The sequence below is a fragment of the Kitasatospora sp. NPDC101183 genome (assembly GCF_044767945.1).
GTDB lineage: Bacteria > Actinomycetota > Actinomycetes > Streptomycetales > Streptomycetaceae > Kitasatospora.
Map to the genome: position 1 here is coordinate 318,307 of NZ_JBIWOW010000006.1, position 19,364 is coordinate 337,670.

At 73.7% G+C, this 19,364-nt stretch carries 20 protein-coding genes; 8 read left to right on the forward strand and 12 right to left on the reverse strand.

Annotation, left to right across the window (positions count from 1 at the left end; all coding sequences use genetic code 11):
- Positions 1-63: 63 nt before the first annotated feature.
- Positions 64-1,056 carry a LuxR C-terminal-related transcriptional regulator gene (locus tag ACIRRS_RS10740; protein WP_402967806.1) on the reverse strand — a complete coding sequence of 331 codons (993 nt, stop codon included), beginning with the start codon at positions 1,054-1,056 and terminating at the stop codon, positions 64-66.
- Positions 1,057-1,216: 160 nt separating this feature from the next.
- On the opposite strand from ACIRRS_RS10740, the gene ACIRRS_RS10745 reads away from it, so the two are divergent.
- The 3 genes from ACIRRS_RS10745 (at position 1,217) to ACIRRS_RS10755 (ending at position 3,542) form a co-directional block, all read left to right on the forward strand.
- Entirely contained in the window at positions 1,217-1,564 is a 348-nt protein-coding gene (locus ACIRRS_RS10745; protein WP_402967809.1) for a hypothetical protein, read from the forward strand.
- A 148-nt stretch (positions 1,565-1,712) separates the two neighbouring features.
- A complete protein-coding gene (locus ACIRRS_RS10750; RefSeq protein WP_402967812.1) occupies positions 1,713-1,904 on the forward strand; it encodes a hypothetical protein in 192 nt (63 codons plus the stop codon).
- Between the two features lie 210 nt (positions 1,905-2,114).
- Positions 2,115-3,542, forward strand: coding sequence for a hypothetical protein (locus tag ACIRRS_RS10755; protein WP_402967815.1), 1,428 nt, complete (start codon positions 2,115-2,117; stop codon positions 3,540-3,542).
- Positions 3,543-3,626: 84 nt separating this feature from the next.
- On the opposite strand, the gene ACIRRS_RS10760 is transcribed toward ACIRRS_RS10755, so the two are convergent.
- The 8 genes from ACIRRS_RS10760 to ACIRRS_RS10795 all read right to left on the reverse strand — a co-directional run bounded on the left by ACIRRS_RS10760 (position 3,627) and on the right by ACIRRS_RS10795 (position 11,090).
- Positions 3,627-4,688, reverse strand: a complete 1,062-nt coding sequence (locus ACIRRS_RS10760) for a DUF2776 family protein (protein WP_402967817.1) — start codon at positions 4,686-4,688, stop codon at positions 3,627-3,629.
- A gap of 453 nt (positions 4,689-5,141) precedes the next feature.
- Positions 5,142-5,582: a lasso peptide biosynthesis B2 protein gene (locus ACIRRS_RS10765; protein ID WP_402967820.1), complete on the reverse strand. Its 441-nt coding sequence runs from the start codon at positions 5,580-5,582 to the stop codon at positions 5,142-5,144.
- On the reverse strand, positions 5,579-5,836 hold the full coding sequence (locus ACIRRS_RS10770) for a lasso peptide biosynthesis PqqD family chaperone (protein WP_402967822.1): 258 nt from the start codon (positions 5,834-5,836) through the stop codon (positions 5,579-5,581). Before ACIRRS_RS10770 ends, ACIRRS_RS10765 begins: the two co-directional genes overlap by 4 nt.
- A gap of 28 nt (positions 5,837-5,864) precedes the next feature.
- The gene (locus ACIRRS_RS10775; RefSeq protein ID WP_402967825.1) at positions 5,865-7,613 is read right to left on the reverse strand and encodes an asparagine synthase-related protein; all 1,749 of its coding nucleotides are present in this window, start codon (positions 7,611-7,613) and stop codon (positions 5,865-5,867) included.
- Positions 7,614-7,693: 80 nt separating this feature from the next.
- The gene (locus ACIRRS_RS10780) at positions 7,694-7,807 is read right to left on the reverse strand and encodes a keywimysin-related RiPP (RefSeq protein ID WP_402967828.1); all 114 of its coding nucleotides are present in this window, start codon (positions 7,805-7,807) and stop codon (positions 7,694-7,696) included.
- Positions 7,808-8,210: 403 nt separating this feature from the next.
- The gene (locus ACIRRS_RS10785; protein ID WP_402967831.1) at positions 8,211-8,492 is read right to left on the reverse strand and encodes a hypothetical protein; all 282 of its coding nucleotides are present in this window, start codon (positions 8,490-8,492) and stop codon (positions 8,211-8,213) included.
- A gap of 409 nt (positions 8,493-8,901) precedes the next feature.
- Complete coding sequence (locus ACIRRS_RS10790) at positions 8,902-10,299, reverse strand: hypothetical protein (protein ID WP_402967834.1); 1,398 nt, start codon at positions 10,297-10,299, stop codon at positions 8,902-8,904.
- Between the two features lie 566 nt (positions 10,300-10,865).
- A complete protein-coding gene (locus tag ACIRRS_RS10795) occupies positions 10,866-11,090 on the reverse strand; it encodes a hypothetical protein (protein ID WP_402967837.1) in 225 nt (74 codons plus the stop codon).
- Positions 11,091-11,694: 604 nt separating this feature from the next.
- On the opposite strand from ACIRRS_RS10795, the gene ACIRRS_RS10800 reads away from it, so the two are divergent.
- Positions 11,695-12,780: a PIG-L deacetylase family protein gene (locus tag ACIRRS_RS10800; protein WP_402967840.1), complete on the forward strand. Its 1,086-nt coding sequence runs from the start codon at positions 11,695-11,697 to the stop codon at positions 12,778-12,780.
- A 258-nt stretch (positions 12,781-13,038) separates the two neighbouring features.
- Here ACIRRS_RS10800 and ACIRRS_RS10805 read toward each other — a convergent pair whose 3' ends face one another.
- The 3 genes from ACIRRS_RS10805 to ACIRRS_RS10815 all read right to left on the reverse strand — a co-directional run bounded on the left by ACIRRS_RS10805 (position 13,039) and on the right by ACIRRS_RS10815 (position 17,036).
- Positions 13,039-14,139, reverse strand: a complete 1,101-nt coding sequence (locus ACIRRS_RS10805; protein ID WP_402967843.1) for a zinc-binding alcohol dehydrogenase family protein — start codon at positions 14,137-14,139, stop codon at positions 13,039-13,041.
- Between the two features lie 130 nt (positions 14,140-14,269).
- Positions 14,270-16,444, reverse strand: coding sequence for a CocE/NonD family hydrolase C-terminal non-catalytic domain-containing protein (locus tag ACIRRS_RS10810; protein WP_402967845.1), 2,175 nt, complete (start codon positions 16,442-16,444; stop codon positions 14,270-14,272).
- 358 nt (positions 16,445-16,802) lie between these two features.
- Complete coding sequence (locus tag ACIRRS_RS10815) at positions 16,803-17,036, reverse strand: hypothetical protein (RefSeq protein WP_402967848.1); 234 nt, start codon at positions 17,034-17,036, stop codon at positions 16,803-16,805.
- Positions 17,037-17,403: 367 nt separating this feature from the next.
- Between ACIRRS_RS10815 and ACIRRS_RS10820 the strand changes: the two genes are divergently transcribed.
- From ACIRRS_RS10820 to ACIRRS_RS10835, 4 genes are all read left to right on the forward strand, one after another.
- A complete protein-coding gene (locus ACIRRS_RS10820; protein ID WP_402967851.1) occupies positions 17,404-17,934 on the forward strand; it encodes a hypothetical protein in 531 nt (176 codons plus the stop codon).
- A 157-nt stretch (positions 17,935-18,091) separates the two neighbouring features.
- Positions 18,092-18,436 (forward strand): hypothetical protein, encoded by a 345-nt coding sequence (locus ACIRRS_RS10825; protein ID WP_402967854.1) that lies wholly within the window; start codon positions 18,092-18,094, stop codon positions 18,434-18,436.
- The gene (locus ACIRRS_RS10830) at positions 18,370-18,723 is read left to right on the forward strand and encodes a hypothetical protein (RefSeq protein WP_402967857.1); all 354 of its coding nucleotides are present in this window, start codon (positions 18,370-18,372) and stop codon (positions 18,721-18,723) included. Before ACIRRS_RS10825 ends, ACIRRS_RS10830 begins: the two co-directional genes overlap by 67 nt.
- Complete coding sequence (locus ACIRRS_RS10835; protein ID WP_402967859.1) at positions 18,720-19,283, forward strand: hypothetical protein; 564 nt, start codon at positions 18,720-18,722, stop codon at positions 19,281-19,283. The genes ACIRRS_RS10830 and ACIRRS_RS10835 overlap by 4 nt, the downstream gene beginning before the upstream one ends.
- The last annotated feature ends 81 nt before the right edge of the window (positions 19,284-19,364 follow it).

Genomic DNA, 19,364 nt, shown 5'->3' on the forward strand with positions numbered 1-19,364 from the left:
CGTACGGCGGCCACCGCCGATACCCAGGCAGGAGGAACACGGCACGTTCGCAACGACGCACCACTAGCGCTGCGCGGGCAGCCACCCCTGCTGGACGGCCCGTACGCCGAACTCGAACCGGCTGCGGACCTCCAGGCGCTCCATCAGGTCGGTGGCCAGTCGCCGGGCGGTGCGCGGGGAGACCGCGAGCCGCTTGGCTATCGCGTCGTCGGTCAGGCCCTGTGCCAGCAGCCGCACCACGGCGGCCTCCTGCGGGCTCAGGCCGCTCTTGTCCCGGACCGCGCCGCCGAGCGGCTGGGCGCCCGACCAGACGTTCTCGAACAGCGCGCACAGCGCGGTCAGCGTGCCCTGGCCGGTGAGCACGACGGCGCTTGCCGCGCTGTCCTCGCTGTTGACCGGGATGACGGCGGTGGCCCGATCGAAGATCATCATCCGGGTGGGCAGCTCGGCGGCGGTCCGCACCTCACCGCCCAGCTCGCCCAGCCAAGTCGCGTACGACACCGTGTACTGGCTGTTCCGGACGCTGTCGAGGAACAGCGAGCGCATCCGCACCCCGCGACCCAGCAGCTCCTCGTCGTCGCGCTTGGACGCATCCAGGGTCTCCGGCCGGTGGCCGCCGCCGGGCGCGAAGGTCATCAACTCGGAGCGCAGGTCCCGGGCGAGCACGGAGATCCGGTCGCGGATCTCGTCGAGGCCCGTCAGCTGGTCGACCCCGGGGCCGGAGGCGGACCGGCCCGCGTCGGCGAAGTCGGCGATGAGCTGCGCCGCCGCGGCCCGTGAGGCCTCGATCCGCAGCTGCTGGGCGGCCAGCTCGGCCTGCTGCCGCGCCATCAGCAGCTCCATGCCCGCCTCGGGCGACACCGCCCGGAGCTCACCGGCACGCTCGTACGAGGGCCGCACCAGCGCCAGCTCGCTGAGCAGGTCGAGGCTGCGCCTGACGTCCTCCTCGGACAGCCCCAGCCGCTCGGTCAGACCCGCGACCCCTTCACGGGGGTGGGCGAGCATCGCCCGGTACACGGACTCCGACGTTGCGTCCAAGCCAAGAGCGGTCAGCACCGCATTCCCCCATTTGTGCTTTTCATGGCTGTGAGACGGCAAGATCATTGCACGAAGTGTTCGAATCCTCCAGAACTGCCGGTGGACGCTTCCGGCCAGGGCCTGAACTGTCCAGGTTGAGCGTCTATGAGCCCTATGCGGTTCCCGGAACAGTGGACGCATGTACCTCGTCCACGCCGTCCTCCGGCGTCCCGCCGCAGGCGGCGACCTTCCCGAGTCCACCGCGCTGCTGCTGCGCACCCTCGCCGAGAGCGTCGAACACGTCGCCGTGCACCGGGACGTCCGGCCCGACGCGGTGGTGGGGATCTACCTCCTCGCCGACTCCCTGGCCGCCGCCGAACAGCAGGCGGCCGAGCTGTGCCGTCGCGCCGTGAAGGAGCTCCCCGAGCTGTGCGGCTGGACCGTCGGCCGCGTCGGCGTCCCCCTGGTGGCCCCCTTCTACGAGCGGCTGCTGTCCGGATCCGGCCTCCCTGGACGGATCGGTCCAGGGACGTTTCCGTCCACCTGAAAGCCCTTCCACTCGCTCTGAGCTGCGACGAAGCTAGTACTCGCCAGCAGGGAACGACACCCGGCAGGCAAGACCGGAGGAAGCGTCACCGCGGGACGCGAGACCGGAGAACCCCTTCCGTCAGCACGTTCGTAGAGGACTGAACACCATGCTTCGCACTCGTCTCGCCAAGGCCGCCGCGGTCGCCGCCCTCGCCCTCGCCGCTCTCGCTCCGGCCCTGGCCGCCTCCGGTGCCGGCTCTGCGCCGGCTGTCCACACCACCGCCACCACGGCTTGGGAGGCCCCCGCGCCGGGCTCCGCCCTCCGCACCACCGCCCTCCGCACCACCGCCTGGGAGTAGTCCCGTCCGGCCCGCGCCACCCGGCCACCCGCGCCGCCTGCGCACCCACCCCCGGCGCCCCGTACCCGCGCCGCCCCTGACTTCCGCCGCCCACCGCGCCGTCCGACCGCTGCTCCTGCAGGGCAGCCGTCCGGCCCCCGGGCGAACACCCGCCGCATTCACCCATTGCCACGGCACCGCCATGTCCAGGTGCCGACCAGGAGAACTCACATGTCTGCCAAGGCCTCCAAGCTCGTCCGTGTCGCCCTCGCCGCCGCCATCGCCGCCTCCGGCGTGATCGCCACCACCGCGGCGACCGTCACCACCGCCTCCGCAAGCTCGGTGACCAGCGGTCAGATATCGCGCAGCGAGATCCTCGCCCGGGCCCAGTACTGGTACGGCAAGTCCATCGGCTACAACCAGGGCGGCTCCTACCCCGACCAGCAGGGCGCCTACTACCGCACCGACTGCTCCGGCTACGTGTCGATGGCCTGGCACCTGCAGACCCCGGGCCTGAACACGCAGGGCCTGCCGGGCGTGGCGACGGAGATCCCCCGCAGCCAGCTGAAGCCGGGTGACATCCTCAACTCCTACTACGACCACGTGATCCTCTTCGAGAAGTGGGACGACGCGGCGCACACCACCTTCTCCTACTACTCGTTCGGCTCCACCCCGGTGAAGCACCGCACGGGCGTCTCCATCAGCGCGCCGGCCTTCGACAGCCACCCGAACGGCGACTACAAGGCCTACCGCTACAACAAGGTCGTCGACGACGTCCAGACCTCCTGGGACGTCAACCAGGCGGTCACCGCCTCCGCGACCGGAAGCACCACCCGGCTCAACCTGATCGGCTCGGACGGCGCGCTCTACAACACCGACGGCAACTACGCCGGCGGCGGCTGGACCAACCAGTGGGCGCGCCTGGACGGCAGCGCGCTGAAGGCGGTCACCAGCGTGAGCCTCGGCAACGTCGTGCACGTGTTCGCGCTGGGCTCCAACGGACAGGTCTACGGCAAGGACGCCGACTACAACACCGGCGGCTGGAGCAACTGGACCGAGGTCCCCGGCGGCGCGGCCGGTGCGACCTCGCTCGCCGCCTCGATCACCGGCACCACCGTCCACCTGCAGATCGTCGGCTCGGACGGCGCGCTGTACGGGACCGACGGCAACTACGCCGGCGGCGGCTGGAGCGGCGCCTGGGGCCGGCTGGACGGCAGCGGGCTGAAGGCGCTGACCAGCGTCTCCAGCGGCAACGTGGTGCACGTGTTCGCCCTGGGCGCCGACGGCCGGGTCTTCGGCAAGGACGCCGACTACGGCAGCGGCAAGTGGTCCAACTGGGCCGAGGTCCCCGGCGGTGCGGCCGGCGCCAAGGGCCTGACCGCCTCCATGACCGGCAACTCCGTGCACCTCGAGATCATCGGCTCGGACAACGCGCTCTACAACACGGACGGCAACTACTCCGGCAGCGGCTGGACCGGGACCTGGACCAAGATCGACACGCGTCAGATGAAGTCGCTCAGCAGCACGGTCATCGACAACGTGATGCACGTCTACGGGGTCGGCACCGACGACCACGTCTACACGATCGACGCCAACTACAACACCGGCCAGTGGAACAGCTGGGCGGAGGTCCCCGGCGGAGCCGTCGCCACGTCCTGACCCGCCCGCCCCGCGCGTGCCGCCCGGCCCTTCCGAGGGCGGGGCGGCACGCCCGCGCTTCAGCCGCCTGCCGTCTCCAGCCGGTCAGTTCCGGTCGGCGACTTCGGCCTCCAGGGCGGAGACCACGGCGAAGAGCGAGAAGCAGACGGCGCCGAGGCCGACCAGGACCCGGGCCGCGACCAGCACGTCCGGGTCGGCGGACTCGAACAGGAACGCCGACATGAACAGGCACAGCAGCCCGGTGCCGACCGGGACCAGCGGGACGCGGCCGGCCGGCGGCCCGGCACGGCGCCAGCCGAGGGCGAGCGTCAGCACCGCGCTCAGCACCGTCCAGCACAGCAGGCCCAGCCCGATCTGCACGTACCCGGTGGCCAGTTGACCGGGCCGGGGGTCCAGGGCGACGACGACCAGGCCCCCGGTGATGTCCATGGCGCCGAGTACGGCGGCCGGGACGAGCCACCAGACCCGCTCCCGCGGGGTGTACGTGTTCCGGATCTGCCGCAGCAGGGTGATCACCAGCCCGGTCAGGGCGGTGCAGACGATCGCCTGGTCGACCACCACGTGCCCGGCCGTGAAGCGCCCCTCCGAATCCCCGCCGCCCCCGTCGGCCAGCATGACGATCGCCCACGCGCAGGCGGCGGCGGCCGCGAGGACCGGCACGGCCACCAGCGCCCGGGCCGCGGACCGGCCGAACGGCGCGGGGGAGCGCGGCGGGGAACCCTCCGGCAGGGCGGCGTTGTGCCCGATCAGCGTGAAGCGGGTGGCGACCGCGGCCACCGACGAGACGCACACGCAGACCAGGCCGATGCCGAGGACCACGCCGCCGGCCACGAAGTCGGCCACCGGCCGGTCGCCCTCCGACAGCAGGACCAGCCCGTAGCCGACGGCGGCCCCGGCCACCGCGAAGCCGAACGCCGGGTAGCCGATCCGGTCCAACGCGCCGAAACGGCCGATCAGTTGCCGTACGACGGTCGCCGCGACGGCGAACAGGCAGAGACAGACGGCGGCCAGGAAGACCAGCGTCAGGCCCGCGACCCGGGCGCCCGGCCCGGTGGAGTGCGCGAGGACGTAGCCGCCGAGCGCGGCCGACACCGAGCCCATGAGCAGCGGAATCGCCCGGAGCAGCACGCTCGTCCCGTGGTCCACCAGGTCTCCTCGCTCCCTCGCGCCCGCCGGTCCCGGGCGGCAGCCAGTGTTCAGCCCGCCGGTCCCGCGGCCGGGACCCCGCACGGCGGGTGTCCACGGATTTCGTCCGATCGGCGCACGGCGACACCCGCCGCGCGGGACCCCGGCCGCAGCCCGCGACGCTTCGTCCGCCGTACCGGGCCCGTACCGCCGTCGCCGCCCGCGGCCCCGGTCGTTGGTACGAGGTGAACACGCCTCGCACCAACGACAGGAGAAGACGGTGGCACAGCCCCCCGCAAGCGTCGGCCGAGCCCTCGCAGACGCAGAACGCGAACTGACAAGCCGAATCCCCACAGCCACCGCCCTGCAACAAGCAGAGGAAGGCGGCCTCGGGCTCCACACCCGGGCCCGGATCGGCTACCAGGCACCACCCGACGGCGAAGACGCATTCGCGCGACGGTCGTCGGACCGGGCTCAGGACCGCCGGCCGGGTGCGGCCGGACCGACGCTGATCAGGCGGGCGAAGGCGCCGTGGAGGCCCGGCTCGCCGATGAGTTCCTCGCCCACCTCGATCCAGGCGTGGGCGGCGAACGGGGGAGCGCACCGCACACCCACGCACCAGGTCGGCCAGACGCCCTGAAGCCGGCACAGCACCGCGATCGACACCGAGCGGGGCAGACAGGACCGAAGGCCGTTGAGGCTGAGGCTGGCTGCCAGGACGGAGGCCCTGGCGGCGTGGGCCTGCGCGCCGTCGGCGGCGGTCGCGCCGCGGGCCAGGCGGGTCAGCACGCGCTGGAGCAGGTGGGGCTTGAGCATCGCCAGTGGCCGGGCGACACAGATCGCCACCCGGGTCTGCAACCGCAGCTTCAGCGGCCGTCGGACGCGTTCCCTGCTCAGGGCGACGGTGATGCTCACTCCTGCACCACCCCGGCCTGGCGCATGGCGTCGATCAGGGCGTGCGCGTCCCGTGCCGCCCGCTCGGCGTCCACGTCGAACTCCTCCAGGACCCGCCGTACGGCCTCCGGGGCGTCGCCGCCCTCCAGCAGGGTGCGGGCGACGGTGGCGGCGGGCGGGTTCAGCTGCCAGTACTCGCCGGTCTTGCCGTCCAGCAGCACCGCGCCGTACTCGGTGTCGGTGAGCGCCAGGTGCTGCCTGTTCCGAAGCTTCATGGTGTCCTCAAATCCGTGGGCCGGCACGTCAGGAGACGGCGCGCAGCCAGGTTTCGCAGATGATGGTCGAGTCGACGGCGCCGTCCTTGAGGGCGGGTGTGCCGGGTGTCTCGCACAGCCTGGCCAGTGCCTCGGCGTCGATGAGTCCGGCCTTGGCCAGGGCGCTGTCCTTCCACAGGGCGCCCACCTCGTCCCGGTGCCGGTACAGGCCGCCGACCGCGTCCACGGTGCCCTCGACCTTGGTGGTGCGTACCCGGCAGTCCTCGGGGAGGATCCCGCGCACGGCTTCCTTCAGCACGGGCTTGTACTCCCAGGGCGTGGCCCGGTCCACCACGCGTACCGACAGCGCGGCGTCGACCACCGCGTCGTCGAAGTACGGCATGGTGAGCGGCACCCCGGCGCGGCGGCCGGCCTCGGCGATGGCGGCGCACTCCTGGGTGCCGGTGTAGACCGCGGACAGCTCGAGGTGCCGGCCCATCGTGGGCGCGTGGGGGCGGGCGGTGCGGACGGTCTCGCGCAGCGCGTCGGTCACCAGCCGGCGGCACTCGGGTGTCAGCCAGGGCTGGACGACCGGGGTCCGGAACCAGGTGACGGTGGGGGTGCTGAACTCCAGGTTCCCGCTCACGTCCGTGCTGAGGCGGCCCAGTGCGCTGCGGTAGGAGCGGCGGTCGGCCAGCTGGCGCAGCAGGGCACCCCACCGCCACCCGTAGAGCGTCCGGTAGCCGCGCAGGCGCTGAACGGCGAGCAGCGGGTGGCGGGTGAGCAGGTGGTGGTAGTGCGAGCCGGTGTGGAAGAACAGGTGGTCCCCGCCGTGGCCGGTCATGTGCAGCCGTGAACCGCGCCCGGCCATGAGGGAGACCAGCGCGGTCGTGCGGGCCCGGCTCATGGCGACGATGCCGGGGATGTCGGTGCGGCAGTCGTCGTCGAGGAGGCCCCGGTAGAACAACGGCGTGTCCTCGTAGGCGAGTTCGACGTGTTCGATGTGAGGCCACCCGGCCGCGGCGCGGCGCGCGTAGACGGCGTCGTCCCAGACCGTCTCGTCCCCGGGGAAACTGCAGGCGATGAACTCGCCGGCGCCGACCTGGCCGGCGGCGACGGCGCACAGCGAGGTGGAGTCCAGGCCGCCGGACATGTCCGCGCTGAGCAGTCCGCCGCGATGGGTGCGTGCCGCCACGGCGGACACCAGCGCTTCGCGTACGGCCGCGGCGCCTTCGGCCATCGACCTGGTGGGCTCGGGCGGGTGGTGCCAGCGGACGTGCCGGGCGGTGCCGGTGGCGGAGTCGGTCAGATAACTGCCGGGCGCCACCGGGACGATGCCGTGCCACATCGGGCGCTCGGGCAGCTGGGGGGCGAGCGGGTCGGGCAGTCGCAGGGCGACGGCGGTGATGTCGACACCGGCGCCGGTCAGGTCGGCCAGCGCCACCGCGCGGTCGCCGGCCACCAGGCATCCGTCGAGCCGCACGTGATGGATGCGCCGCATGCCGTAGGCCGTGCCCTGGGCGTACAGGGCCCCGTCGACGCTGCCCAGGACGTGGTAGCTGCCCGGAAGCGACCGGGACAGACCCGTGAGCCGGTCCGGTCGGCCGTTCAACGTGCGGGCCCAGCGCTCGAGTTCGTCCCCGAGACGGGGGAGGGTGCCGATCAGGGCGACCGCGTCACGGCCGGCCCGGGCGACGGCGATGTCCTCGTCGTCCCACCGGCCGATGATCCAGGGCCGGCCCGAAGGGTGGTCGACGGTGCGCAGTGAGGGGGAGGACTCCCGAAGGCGACGGGCCACGGCGCCCGCCTCCTCGCGGTCAGGGAGCGCAAAGAAGTGCGGAACGCCGTGGCTCGTCATCAGCGGTTACCCCTCGGCGATCAGAGCCAGCCGCGGTTGGAGCCGTCGTTGCCGGCCCAGTAGATGAAGCCGGTCACCTGGCGGAAGGTGCCCGCGGCGACGAACTCGGGGGTCTCGTACACGGCCTTCTTCATCGTGAATCGTTTCCGTTCTCTCGAAGGAAGGTGATCGAACGATCTCCTCTGCACACCATCTTTGCTCCCAGCAACCTTGTGGAACAGGGAAGTTGTGCCACATGTCAGGTTCCTGACGAGGTGCGCTCCGGCGGGTTCAGAGCAGTGGGACCGGCACGGGCCCGACCCCCAGCCCCACGGTGTCCAGCCGGCCGGTCGGTTCGTCGAACACGACGGCCGGTCCGGTGGCCGCGAGGGACCGCCCCGAGGCAGAAGCGCGCCCCGCCGGCGAACGCGAGGTGCCGGGCGGGGTTGCGGGCGATGCCGAAGGCGCCGGGACCGGCGAAGACCCGCTCGCCCCGGTCGGCGGACGGCAGCCGCACCGCGAACTCGTCACCGGCCCCCTTGTCGGAGCCGAACGCGATCATCGTCCGCTCCGGCGTGAAGCCCAGTCCTCCCGGGGCGCACCCGGCATGTCGCAGATGACTGCCACCGGGAGGCGGGCCGCCATCTCGACGAACCCGCCACCGCCCTGCTCCCGCAGGCCCTCGATCGACTCCACCACGACGGCGCGCACGGTCTCCTCCAGCCGGCGGACCATCCGCGGCGTGAAGGCGGAGCCGATGATCCGGCGGATGTCGCCGTGCCGCCGGGGGTCGGTGACGATCAGCATCGTGCCGGCGGCGGGGTTGTGGTCCGGTCGCATGCCCTTCTCCGAGGTGAAGGCCGCGCTGTTCTTGGTGCGACACGTGCCTTCTCCACCGGACCGGAGCCGGCCCGGCCTCCGGCGCGCCGCTGCGCCCCGGTGGCCACCGGCATGACGCCGCTCGGCTTCCTCCGGCCCTGCCCCTGCCGATGGTGGTGCTCGGCGCTCTGGTGGCGGGCACGACGCGGGGCCGTGTTGCGGGTCTGACCAGGTGTCATGCGGCCGGAAGGGCCCCGGCGACAGACGACGCCCGGGTTGCAGTGCCCGGGCGTCACGCGTTTTCAGTCGTCGGCGCCGGTGCCGGTGCCGGTCCGGGCCCCCGCCCGCCCGCCGTCGCCGGTCAGCGGCGAACGCCTGACGGCGGGGCCGTCCACGAGGACGGTCCGCCGCCGGGCGAGGGCCGGCCGGGTTACCAGTGCTCGTGGTTCTCGCAGCGCCGGTCGTGCTCGTGGCCCTTGATCGTGGTGGGGTCGGTGACGATGTGGCTGGCGGTGTCGCCGCCGCCGACGGCGGTGGCGACGTTCGTCACTTCGTCGCGGGCGCCGCAGGAGACGTCGACCTGCAGGGTGATGGGCGGGTAGCTGCTTCCGGAGGGCAGGACGTCGTCACGGGTGCAGGTGAGGTTGATCAGGGAGCAGTTCCATCCCGTGCCGCTGATGCTGTCGGCCCTGAGCCCGTCGGGGAGGGTGTCGTAGACGGTGACCGTGGTGCCGTCGGTCGGGGCGGCCCCGGTGTCGTTGCCGACGGTGAGGGTGTAGGTGCCGTCCCGTCCCTGGGTGAAGTGCCCGGTGTGGGTTTTGGTGACGGTCAGGGAAGGCAGCGTGTAGGCGATGGTCACCTGGCCGTTGTTGTTCGCCGTCCCGACGGCGGAGGCGCTGTAGGCGGTGCCGGTGCCGGCCGGGGCGGCGAAGCTGCTGCCCCCGCCGCCACCGCCCCCGCCCGCCGAGGTGCCCGTGTTGTTGACGGTGGAGCTGCCGCCGCCCCCGCCGGCGAAGTACCCGCCTCCGCCGCCCCCGCCGGCGCCCATGATGGTGAGGGCGCACCCTCCGCCGATGCCGCCCCCGGCGCCTCCGGCACCGACGGCGGTGCCGGAGGACCCGCTGCCCGGCGCACCCGGTGTGGCGCCGCAGTGCGGCGCGGTCCCGGCGGCCCCGCCGGCGCCACCGGTGCTGGTGGTGGTGGAGCCGCCGTTGCCGCCCTGCCCCGGCGAAGCCCCGGGGCCGGTGGCACCTCCCGCGGTACCGCCGGCGGCGTCCGGCGTCGTCCCGCCGCCGCCCCCGTTCCCCCCGGCGGAGCCCGCTCCGGTGCCGCCGGCCGCCCCGCCGCCTCCGGCGACCACGATCAGGGAGCCGCCCGCGCTGACGCTGGACGCCCCGCCTCCGCCCGGGCCTTCGAACCGGAAACCGGTGGCCGGGAAGGTCCCGCCCGGGGCGCCGCCGTTGAATCCCCCGGCACCTCCCGTGCCGCTGCCGTTGCAGCCCTTGCCGCCGGTGCCACCGACGTCGACGGTGAAGGTCGTCGGGGCGGTGGTCCGCGCCAGGGTGGTCACCACCCGCGTGCCCGTCCCGCCCGTCCCGGTGACGGAACAGGGTGTGCCGGTGTTGTCGGCGCCGCCGGCGCCGTCCGCGGTGATCGTGACCACCGCTCCCGCCGGAACCGTCAGGGTCTGCGCAGCGCCCGTGAAGGTGAAGGTCTGCGACGGATCGGCCCGATGCGCCCGCACCGGCACGCCCCCGGCCGGTGCGGCGGCGGCCACCGGCGCAGCGCTCGCCGCCAGCAGCGCCACACCGGAGAGCAGCGCGCCCACGCCACGCCCCCCACGCCGCCCACCTGAGCCGGCCGGGGTGCCGTCGAACACGGCTACGGGCCGATGACGGCCGACCCGGTACCACGGCAGATCGCCTCGTCCACGCGTACGAGCACTCATCCGCAGGTTCACCTCTCCTCACAGCGAAGCGCCCCGGGGCCCCACCCTGCAAGGCGCGGGCACGACAGGGCACCTGACAGTAAATCAGGACAAAACCACATTAAATGCCCTGAATCGCCCACTTCGAGGCAGCAACCCCGCGCCGCCCGGCATCGGGACGCCGGTTCCCGCCCCGGGGGCGACCTGCGGCGGGGGACCGCACGCGAAGCCCCGCCCCCCAGCGAAGAAGTCGCCGGGCGGTGGCTCCGACATCTGATGGAGCGTCAGTTTCCTGCCGGTGATCCTCGCGAATCATCATCCAGCAGACTCACCTTCACGGCCTCGCAGTTGATCAATGGCGTCTCGACAGCGCACATGATCACCCTGAGGCACCGGCACACCCCGATCATCCACAATCGCCGGGACAGGCCGGTCAAGATCTCTTGGCAATCGGTCAAGACCACCTGTCAGAGGACACCGGGTGCGGCGTCCTCGACGGCGGCGAGCAGGGGGGCGTGGACGGCGCCGGCGGCCTCGCGGGTGGCCGGGTCGGGGTCCTCCAGTTGTGCGGCGATCAGCTCGGCGGCTGCGGCGAGGACCGGCACCGGGACGGTCGCCGACCGCAGGTGTAGGAGCTGGGCGTTCGGGATCAGGGAGCTGATGCCGCGGGGGAGGGGCCGGGTGCTGGTCACCCGGCTGATTCTCCCGCGCGGCGGGCGCCGGTGATCACCACGGCACCCTGCCGGGCGGCCCGTCGGGCAGGGTGCCGTGGTGGTGGCGGGCGACGGCCTCCAGCGGCGTCCGGCGGGCCCGGCGCCAGCGGCCGCCGGGTCGGTGCTCTCCCGCGCGTGGGACGCCCCCGAACTCCGTCTGCACGGCCGGGTCGAGCAGCCGGTACGCGGTCGAGCGGCCGATCCTGGACTCGGCGCTCCGGGGCGGAGCCCGCTGAGGTCCGGTGGCGCATCCTGCGGGGTGGTCTTGGCCGGGCACCGGCGCGGCGCGGGGCGCCCGGCGAAGCGGATCCGCCGGCCGTTGAGCCGGTACGGTGCGCTGCCCCCCGCTGCCGCCGCCACCACCGCCGACGGGCCGGCCGGGACCCGGGAGCACGGTCCGGGGCCCCGGCGGAGGCAGGAGTGCGCTCCCCGTTCCGATGGGTGACGCCCGGTGACGGGTCAGCTCCGTAGTGTCGTACGTGTGACCCGGTGGTTCGCCCACCGTCACCGTCACCGTCACCGTCACCGTCAACGCCCGTTCCCCGCGCCGCACCCGTGGCGCCGCTGCCCGAGGAGCCCGCCCATGGCCGATCGCCACTTCCGCCACCGCCTCGATCCCTCCGCCTCCACCGGCGACGGCGGGCCGGGGTTCGGGCCCGCCCGGTGGAGCCGGCCGGAGGCCGCACCGGCGGGCCTCGCACGCGCGGGCCTGTCCCGGCGGCGCCTGCTGACGGCGGGCGCGATGGCCGGGGCGACGCTTGCGGGCACCGGCCTGATGGGGGGCAAGGCCTCGGCTGCGTCCGCCCCGGCGATCTTCTACTCGCCGCACCAGGACGACGAGGCGCTGGGCCTGGCCGGATCGATCCTGGAGCACAAGGCGGCCGGACGGCCCGTGTACCTGGTACTGGTGACACGGGGTGAGAACGACCAGCTGGCAACCATCATGAACGAGTGGGCGTGGCAGAAGAACCCGGAGACGGGGAAGAAGGAGAAGGTGGACTGGTCGTGCAGGCTGCGCCCCTCGGGCCGGTGCGCGGCCCACGGCCGCCACGGGGTGGAATGGCCGACCGACGGTGACAGCATGGTCGTGCCCGGCCGGACCACCGAGTTCATGGCCTCGGCGAAGGCCCTCGGCGTCGACAAGGTGATCAACTGGAAGATCCCCGACACCGCGTACAACGGCGACGACGCCTTCGAGGAGCTCACCAAGACGGTCAGGTCGAAGATCGAGTCCCTCGCGGACCAGTACCCGGGCGCCTCGCACAAGTTCACCGCGGGCTGGCTGGAGGTCACCCGGACCCACAAGGCGATCACCGACGCGGCCGTGGACCTGGCGTGGGACGGCGTGCTCACCGACGTGCGCTTCAACTTCGTCTACGCCTACGACTACCCGGAGAGCTACCGCCGCAGGGGCGCCGCCTACGTGCTGAACATCCCCGACGGGCACATGCAGAAGAAGCTCAACGCCATCCACTGCTACAACACCTGGAACCCGTCCGAGAACTTCTACGCGCTCGGATACCACAGCGTCCCGGAGAAGATGGAGAGCGCGGCGGCCGACCGGCGCGAGTACGTCTTCGCCCTCCCCGACAAGGACAAGTACCAGAGCGGCAACATCGACAAGGAGAGCAAGGACTTCACCGGCGAGCCGCAGTGGGACTGGTCCTGACGGACCGCCGGGCGCGGACCGGCACCCGGGGCGGCCAGCCGCCGACCGCCCCGGGCGGTCCGTTTCCCGATCACCGTTCGGGCGGTTGAACGCCGCACCACGTTCTCGACGCCAAGCCCCCGGCGCCTGCCGGTTCGACGAGACCATGCGCGCTGAACAGGCCCGGCTCTACGGCGCCTGCACCCGCTGGTGTGCGGCCGAGGGTGCCAACGCGGTCTCCGCCCGCGCCTTCGCCGCCCGTGTCCGCGACACCCGGTGTCACGACCCCGGCTTGAGGACGACCCGGCCCACGAGGTCGGTGCTGTTCTCCGGCAGCGCGTGTGCCCGACTGGCCTGGGACAGGGGGAAGCGTGCGGCGATCCGGATGCCGATCAGCCCCCGGGCCAGCAGATCCAGGACTTCGAGGGCATCGCGGTGGCGGGCACCGCGCACACCGACGACCGTCATCTCCAAGCGGGTGAGATCGCTCATCGTGAGCGGCAGGTACCCGCCCGTGCGCTGGTTGCCGGCCGCCGGGCAGATCGTGCCGCCCAACCGCAGGGCGTCGACTGCCAGTCGGAAGAGGTCCGCGTCACCGGTGAAGTCGACGGCGTGGTCGAACCCGGTCCCGGCGGTCCGGTCCCGCAGTTCGGCCGCGGCCGCCGTCCGGTCGGCGGTGACCACCACGTGGTCCGCGCCCGTCTCCTTCAGGAGAGCGGCCTTGTCGGCGTGCCGGGTCGTCACGGCGACCCGGGCGCCGGCCATCCGGGCCAGGCGGACGGTGGCTTCTCCCATCCCTTCGGAGGCTCCGCACAGCAGCACGGTCTCACCGAGCCGCACGCGCAGCCGGTTCAGGACGAGGCGGTGCGAGGTCGCGTACGGCCAGAGCAGCACTGCCGCCTGCTCCAGGTCGACGTGTGCCGGCAGCGGCAGCCAGAGCCGCTGGTCGCGCACCAGGTACTGCGCGTACGAGCCGAGGCCGGCGTGGCCGGGCACGTCGACTCCGGTCGACAGGTTGCCCAGGCCCCGGTAGGTCTGCGACGCGTACGGGTTCTCCGGGTGCACCACACCGACGACGGGGTCCCCCGGCCGGAACCCGGCCACCTCGTCTCCCACCGCCATGACGGTGCCCGCGGCCTCGCGGCCGAGCTGCTGGGGCATCGGCAGCGCGCGCCGGCCGGGCAGCCGCTCCCCGGACAGCTGCCCCGAGCGGTACTTGAGGTCCCAACCCGAGACCGAGGCGGTGTCGACGGCGACCATGACATCGCGGGGTCCCAGTGGCGGGAGCGGGTAGTCGGCATGGACCAGCTCCTCGGGTCCGCCGTGTCCGAGGACCCGGACCGCCTTCGTGGTGGTGGGCAACTGGCTGTCGGTGGTCATGAGCGGGCCTTTCCGGTGTTCCGATGCAGGGACCGGCCGGTACCCGGCCTGGAGGTTGCTCTGCGCGGGGCGCCCGGCCGCGCCGGCCGCGCCGGCCGCGCCGGCCGTGCGGCCGGGCGCCCCGGCGGGCTCAGGAGTCCTTCGGCGGGATCACGGGCACGAGCAGGTACGAGGGGTGGCGGCCGCCGGTGTGCACCGTGTTGGTTCCCGTGGAGTGGGTCCGGTCGGCGGGGTCGTCGTGCCGGAAGCGGGTGGGGTCGCCGCGGTCGGCGGCCTGGATCACGAGCCCCAGCCGGTGGCCCGCCGCGAAGACCCTGCTGGTGGGCAGGATTTCGACCGCCGCCTCGACCACGGCCCCGGCCTGAAGCGGGCTGCGGGTGTCGTGGGGGTGCACCGGGCGGTAGGGCTGCGACCGGGTCCCGTCGAGCTCGCGGTGCGAGACCCGCAGCCAGCGTGGTGCGGGCGAGGCGGACCGCGGTGGCGGTGAGGCGTTGGCTGGCCAGGGGGAACAGACCGTAGAGCGTGTTGAGGGTGTCGAGGGGAGTGTTGGGGTGGGCGGTGATGGCGTCGAAGGCGGTGATGAGGGGGGTGGGGTGGTCGGTGCGGGTGCTGGTGGTGACGATGTGCGGGGCCAAGGCCTTGTGGTGGCGGACGCAGAGGTCGGTGAGGGTGCGAGCCAGGCGGTGACCTGGTCGCGGCGGTCGCGGGGCTGGTCGGCGAGGGCGGGTAGGCGTCGCCACAGTAGGTCGGCGTTTTCGGCTGCGCCGGTGAGCGCAGTCCTGAGGGTGTTCATGCCGAGGACGGGGGTGAGGCCGTGGGTGGTGGCGGTGCCCTGCCAGTAGCGGTCCTCGTGGCGGAGCAGCCGGTCCTCGACGTCCTGTACATCCTCGTCCTCGTTCCCGCTGCTGGCGGGTGCGGCCTGTGCGGTGTCGAGGAGGTCGGCGAGGGCGGTCATGTGGAGGGTGAGGGCGTTGCCGTAAGCGGCGTCGCGGGGCAGTTGTCGAGGCGGCGTCAGGGTGGTGGCGGCAGCGGTCCAGTTGTGCCCGTTGAGGCCGGGGACGGTGGGGAGTACCTCGGCGAGGGCGCGGGCGGCGTCGTGGTAGTGGTCGGCACGCCGGTCCGGGTCGTCCTCCAATGGTGGGAGGCGGCGCGTACGGGCGGTGGCGAGGAGTTCCTCCGCCTGTCGGCTTCCCGCGCGGGCCTGCTGCCACCAGTCACCGGCGGTGCGGGCCAGCAACAGGAGCTTGAACGGGCTGGTGCCAGCGTGTTCTGCGGCGGCGTCGACGAGGGCGCCGAACTGTTCAGGGCGCGTCTCCGCGTAGTCGAGGACGACCAGCAGCGGCTTCGCCGCCCGCCTCACCTCCAGCAACTGGTCGGGGCGGGCATCGGCGCGCGGCCACAGCACCGTCCAGCCCAAGGCGCTGAGTTCGCGGCCGAGGCGGTGGGCGAGGCAGGTCTTGCCCTGCCCGCCGGGGCCGTGCAACAGCCACGCCCCGAACCCACCCTGGTCGCGCCACGCCTCCAGTTCGGCGAGCAGCGCCGCGCGGCCGTGGAAGGGAACAACCTGGCGGCCGGCCTCCAGCAGAGCTGCGGGTGTCACCGGGGACCGCCGGATGGCGGCGGGGCTGTCGATGGGGTCGGCGACATCCTGGAACTCCACCGCCACCAACCCGCCCGCCGGGCCGCCACCGTGCTCCGCGAGGGCGGTACGGAAGTCGGGGTCGTGGTGGAGGACGTAGGACGGGACGACATTGAGGCGGCCGTGGCCGGAGTTCGCCCGGTCGGAGGCGACAACGCCGGTGAGGTAGCGGTCGCAGAACACCGCCGCCCCCGACAGCCCGCCCCACGGCGAGGTGCCGTCGCCCGGCCACCCGGCACCGGAGGTTCGCACGTCCATGACGTACTGGTTGCCGACGAAGCCGCTGCCCGGGTTCACCTCACCGCGCAACTGCGCGGCCTCGACAGACCGTGCCTTGCGCTGGGCCTCGTCCGGCACACCCCACGTCTCGCACTCGGTACCGGGCCGCTTCGTGTCGGGGCGTCCCCACACGACCGGCGCGGTCGGCGGCCGCCAGCGCGAGGAGTCGTCGACGAGGACGAGCGCCGCGTCGTCGCGCCCGCCCGGGCTGCCGGCCCACACGACGGTCCCGTCCGCACTGCCGGTGCCACCGGGATGGAAGACCTTCACCCTCGTCCCGGCGGGGCCGCTGACGTGCGCGGAGGCCAGAACCAGTCTGCCCCCGACCGCGTACCCCGACCCCGGGCCCCTCGGCCCGGTCACCGCGGCCACCCTCAGCTGTTCCACGCCCTATTCCTCCCCGGATTCCCTGCCGCCCCGACACGTCCCCGGGCCCGCCGGGGCGGTCCTGCACGGAGTGGTCGAGGAGGTCGCCGCCGTCGGCCCGCTGCGGGGCGAGGGTGAAGGAGACCCGGTGCGTCCGTACCCGGGACAGGCTGGCCTCGGTCGCTGCGGCCACCGCCCACAGTCCTTGACGCACCGTCACTCGACACCGACACCGTGGGACCGACACCCCTTTTCCCGCAGCTGAAAGCCCCCTTCGGCGGCGGACGAAGGGGGCTCGGTTCGGGCCTGCGGAACGGTCGCGGGCCGCTGCGGCTCCGCGCAGGTCTCGAGCATCTCGGTCGGTGCCGCCTTCTCGGGCTCACATGGCCCGGCAGTGGTCGGCCGCACTGGGCAGGTCGCGGCCGACGGGGCCGTCGAAGACGTCGTCGACGGGGGTGAAGGCCCAGCCGATGTAGTCCGCGACGGCCTGGAGGCGCTCGGCGGGAGCCTCGGTCACGTCCGGGAACCGCCAGGCGGTGCTCTCGGCGAGCAGCCAGCCGGTGCACCGGTCCGCGTTGAACTTGTGGTCCTCAGCAAGTCCGAAGGTCTCCATCCGCGCGACCGCGCGCTCGCGCGGCAGGCCGGCCTCCGGATGGAACCTTCGGACCGGCCAAGGGCCCCCGAACTCGACCTCCTAGGGACGCCGTGTCGGTGGCGGGCCGTACGGTGCGGCGGGTGACGAGTTCCGAGGCGCATTCCGCTCTGCCCGCGTCCGTATGCCTGCCGGACCCGTGGGCGGTGGTGCGGGGGACCGACTGGTCGGTCCTGGACACCGGGTTCGGGCCGGACGAGGAGGTGCCCCGGGTGCTGGCCCGCCTGCTCGGCCCGGACCTCACCGTCGAGGCGACCGAACAGGCTCTCGCCGACCTCGGGCTGCGGCACCAGAACACTGTCTACGAGGCGACGGTGCCGGCGGCGCTGTGCATCGCGGCGGTCCTGGCGCGGCCGAGCGGCGCCCGGCGGCGGACGGCGTGTGCGCGCTGCTGCTGGAGTGGCTGGCCGGCGTCGCCCTCGACTACGGCGGCCCCTGCCCGCGGGACTGGCCGCCGCAGGACCGCGACGTCGTACTCGTGGACGGCTACAGCCCGGTGATGGTCGCCGCGCGGGCCCTGCGCCCGGTCCTGTACCTGGCCGTCGCCCCGTTCCTCGACGATCTCGACGCCGACGTGCGCGACACCGCGCTGTCCGCCGCCCTGGTCTTCGCCGAACACCCCGACCTGGCCGGGAACCGCGACGACCTGGCCGGCCACGCCCGCCGCCTGCTGCGCACCAGCGACAGGCGGTGGCGGCGCCGGCAGGCCCTCGAGGCCCTGACCGCCTGGGGCCACGACACCGCCGGCCTGATCCGGCCCGGCGACGACGACCGCAGCCCCTACGTCGCTGGCGCATCCTGGCCGGGCGGCGGCCGGGCGGAAGGCCCGGGCCGGCCGGTGGGCTGGGTGGTCCGATGAGGGAGCACAGCTCAGGGCAGTAGCGGTGCTGCAGGCGTCCTTGAGGGCCCGCCGTCTTCCGGACAAGCCCGCGTCAGGCGAACCGGGACCCCGGCACCGACGGGCCGGGTGGCTGCTGACGTCAGGTCATTCGAACAAGTTATCGAACAATGGAGTGGTGAGCACCACGCCCCCCGCCCCGGCGGTCGTCCCGGACGACGTCGAGCCCGCCCCGAGGGCCCTGATGACGCTGCCCGGCATGTGCCACGACGTCCGCCGGTGGCGCCTGGTCGAGATCCGGCGCGCCGGCCGCTGGCAGAGCGCGCTGCTCACGGTGTGGCGGCGCCCGCCCGGCGCCACCGGCTGGGGTGTCCACCTGCGCTGGGGGCCGGACGACGACTCCGTTTCCGGCGAACCGTGGTGCTGGGCGCTCTACGACCCGCCGCGATCCGCCCGTTGCCCGAACCCGCTGAACCGCCCCCCGCGCTGCGCCGCGACGCCGTCGTCGTGCCCGTCGAGATGACCGGCGTGCCTGCCCCGGACGGCGCCGGCCGTTGCTGGCAGCCCGCCTGGATTCGCGCCGGCGGCCGTTGGACCTCCGCCCTGGTCACCGAGCGCCGCCGCCCCGGACCCGACCTGCCGTGGATCGCCCACGCCCGCTGGGGCGAGGACCGCGACGCCGCCTGGACCGTCGCCGACGACCTCACGCTGCTCCCGGCCCGCCAGCCTTCCCCGGACGCCGACGGCCGGGCCGCCGGGAGCACCGCCTCGGCGGGCGAGGAGGCCCCGGCGGGCCGGGGCGCCCCGTGATCCCGGCGGCCGGTACCGGGGCCGTCGCGGCCCCGGACGAGCGGCGGCTGCGGCTGGCCGTCCTGCTGGAGGAGACCTCCCCCGCCGCCCGCACCGCGGCGCGCGTTCTCCCTGTCCTCGAACCGCTCGCCCCGTTCCTGCCTGGCGCGGGCCTTACCCGCGGCACCGTCGTCGAGACCGGCGACACCGGGCTGCTCCTGGCCCTGGCCGCCGGACCGCTCGCCGCCGACCCCGCCTGCTGGGCCGTCGCCGTCGACCTGCCCGACCTCGGCCTGGCCGCCGCAGCCGGCTACGGCCTGCCCCTGAACCGCCTGATCCTCGCCGACAACGCCGGTGAGCACTTCGCCGAAGTCCTCACCGCCCTCCTCGCCCGCCTCCCACCCCGAGCCGCCGCCCGCGTCGACGCCCACCTGCGCCCACCTGGAGGAGGCGGCCACGCTCGCCCGTACGGCGGCCACCACCACCTGACCCGACTCCGTGTAGGGGCGCGGCGGCGTGAAGCGCGACCGCACCCCGGGTGCCGGGGCCGTCGGCCACGCGGACGACCAGTAGTGGAGTGATGGAGGTCACACCAGGGAATTTGCCGGGTTGCTGTCGGAAGCGGGCTGCGCCGGGACCAGAGGGTGAAGGCTGTTCCATCA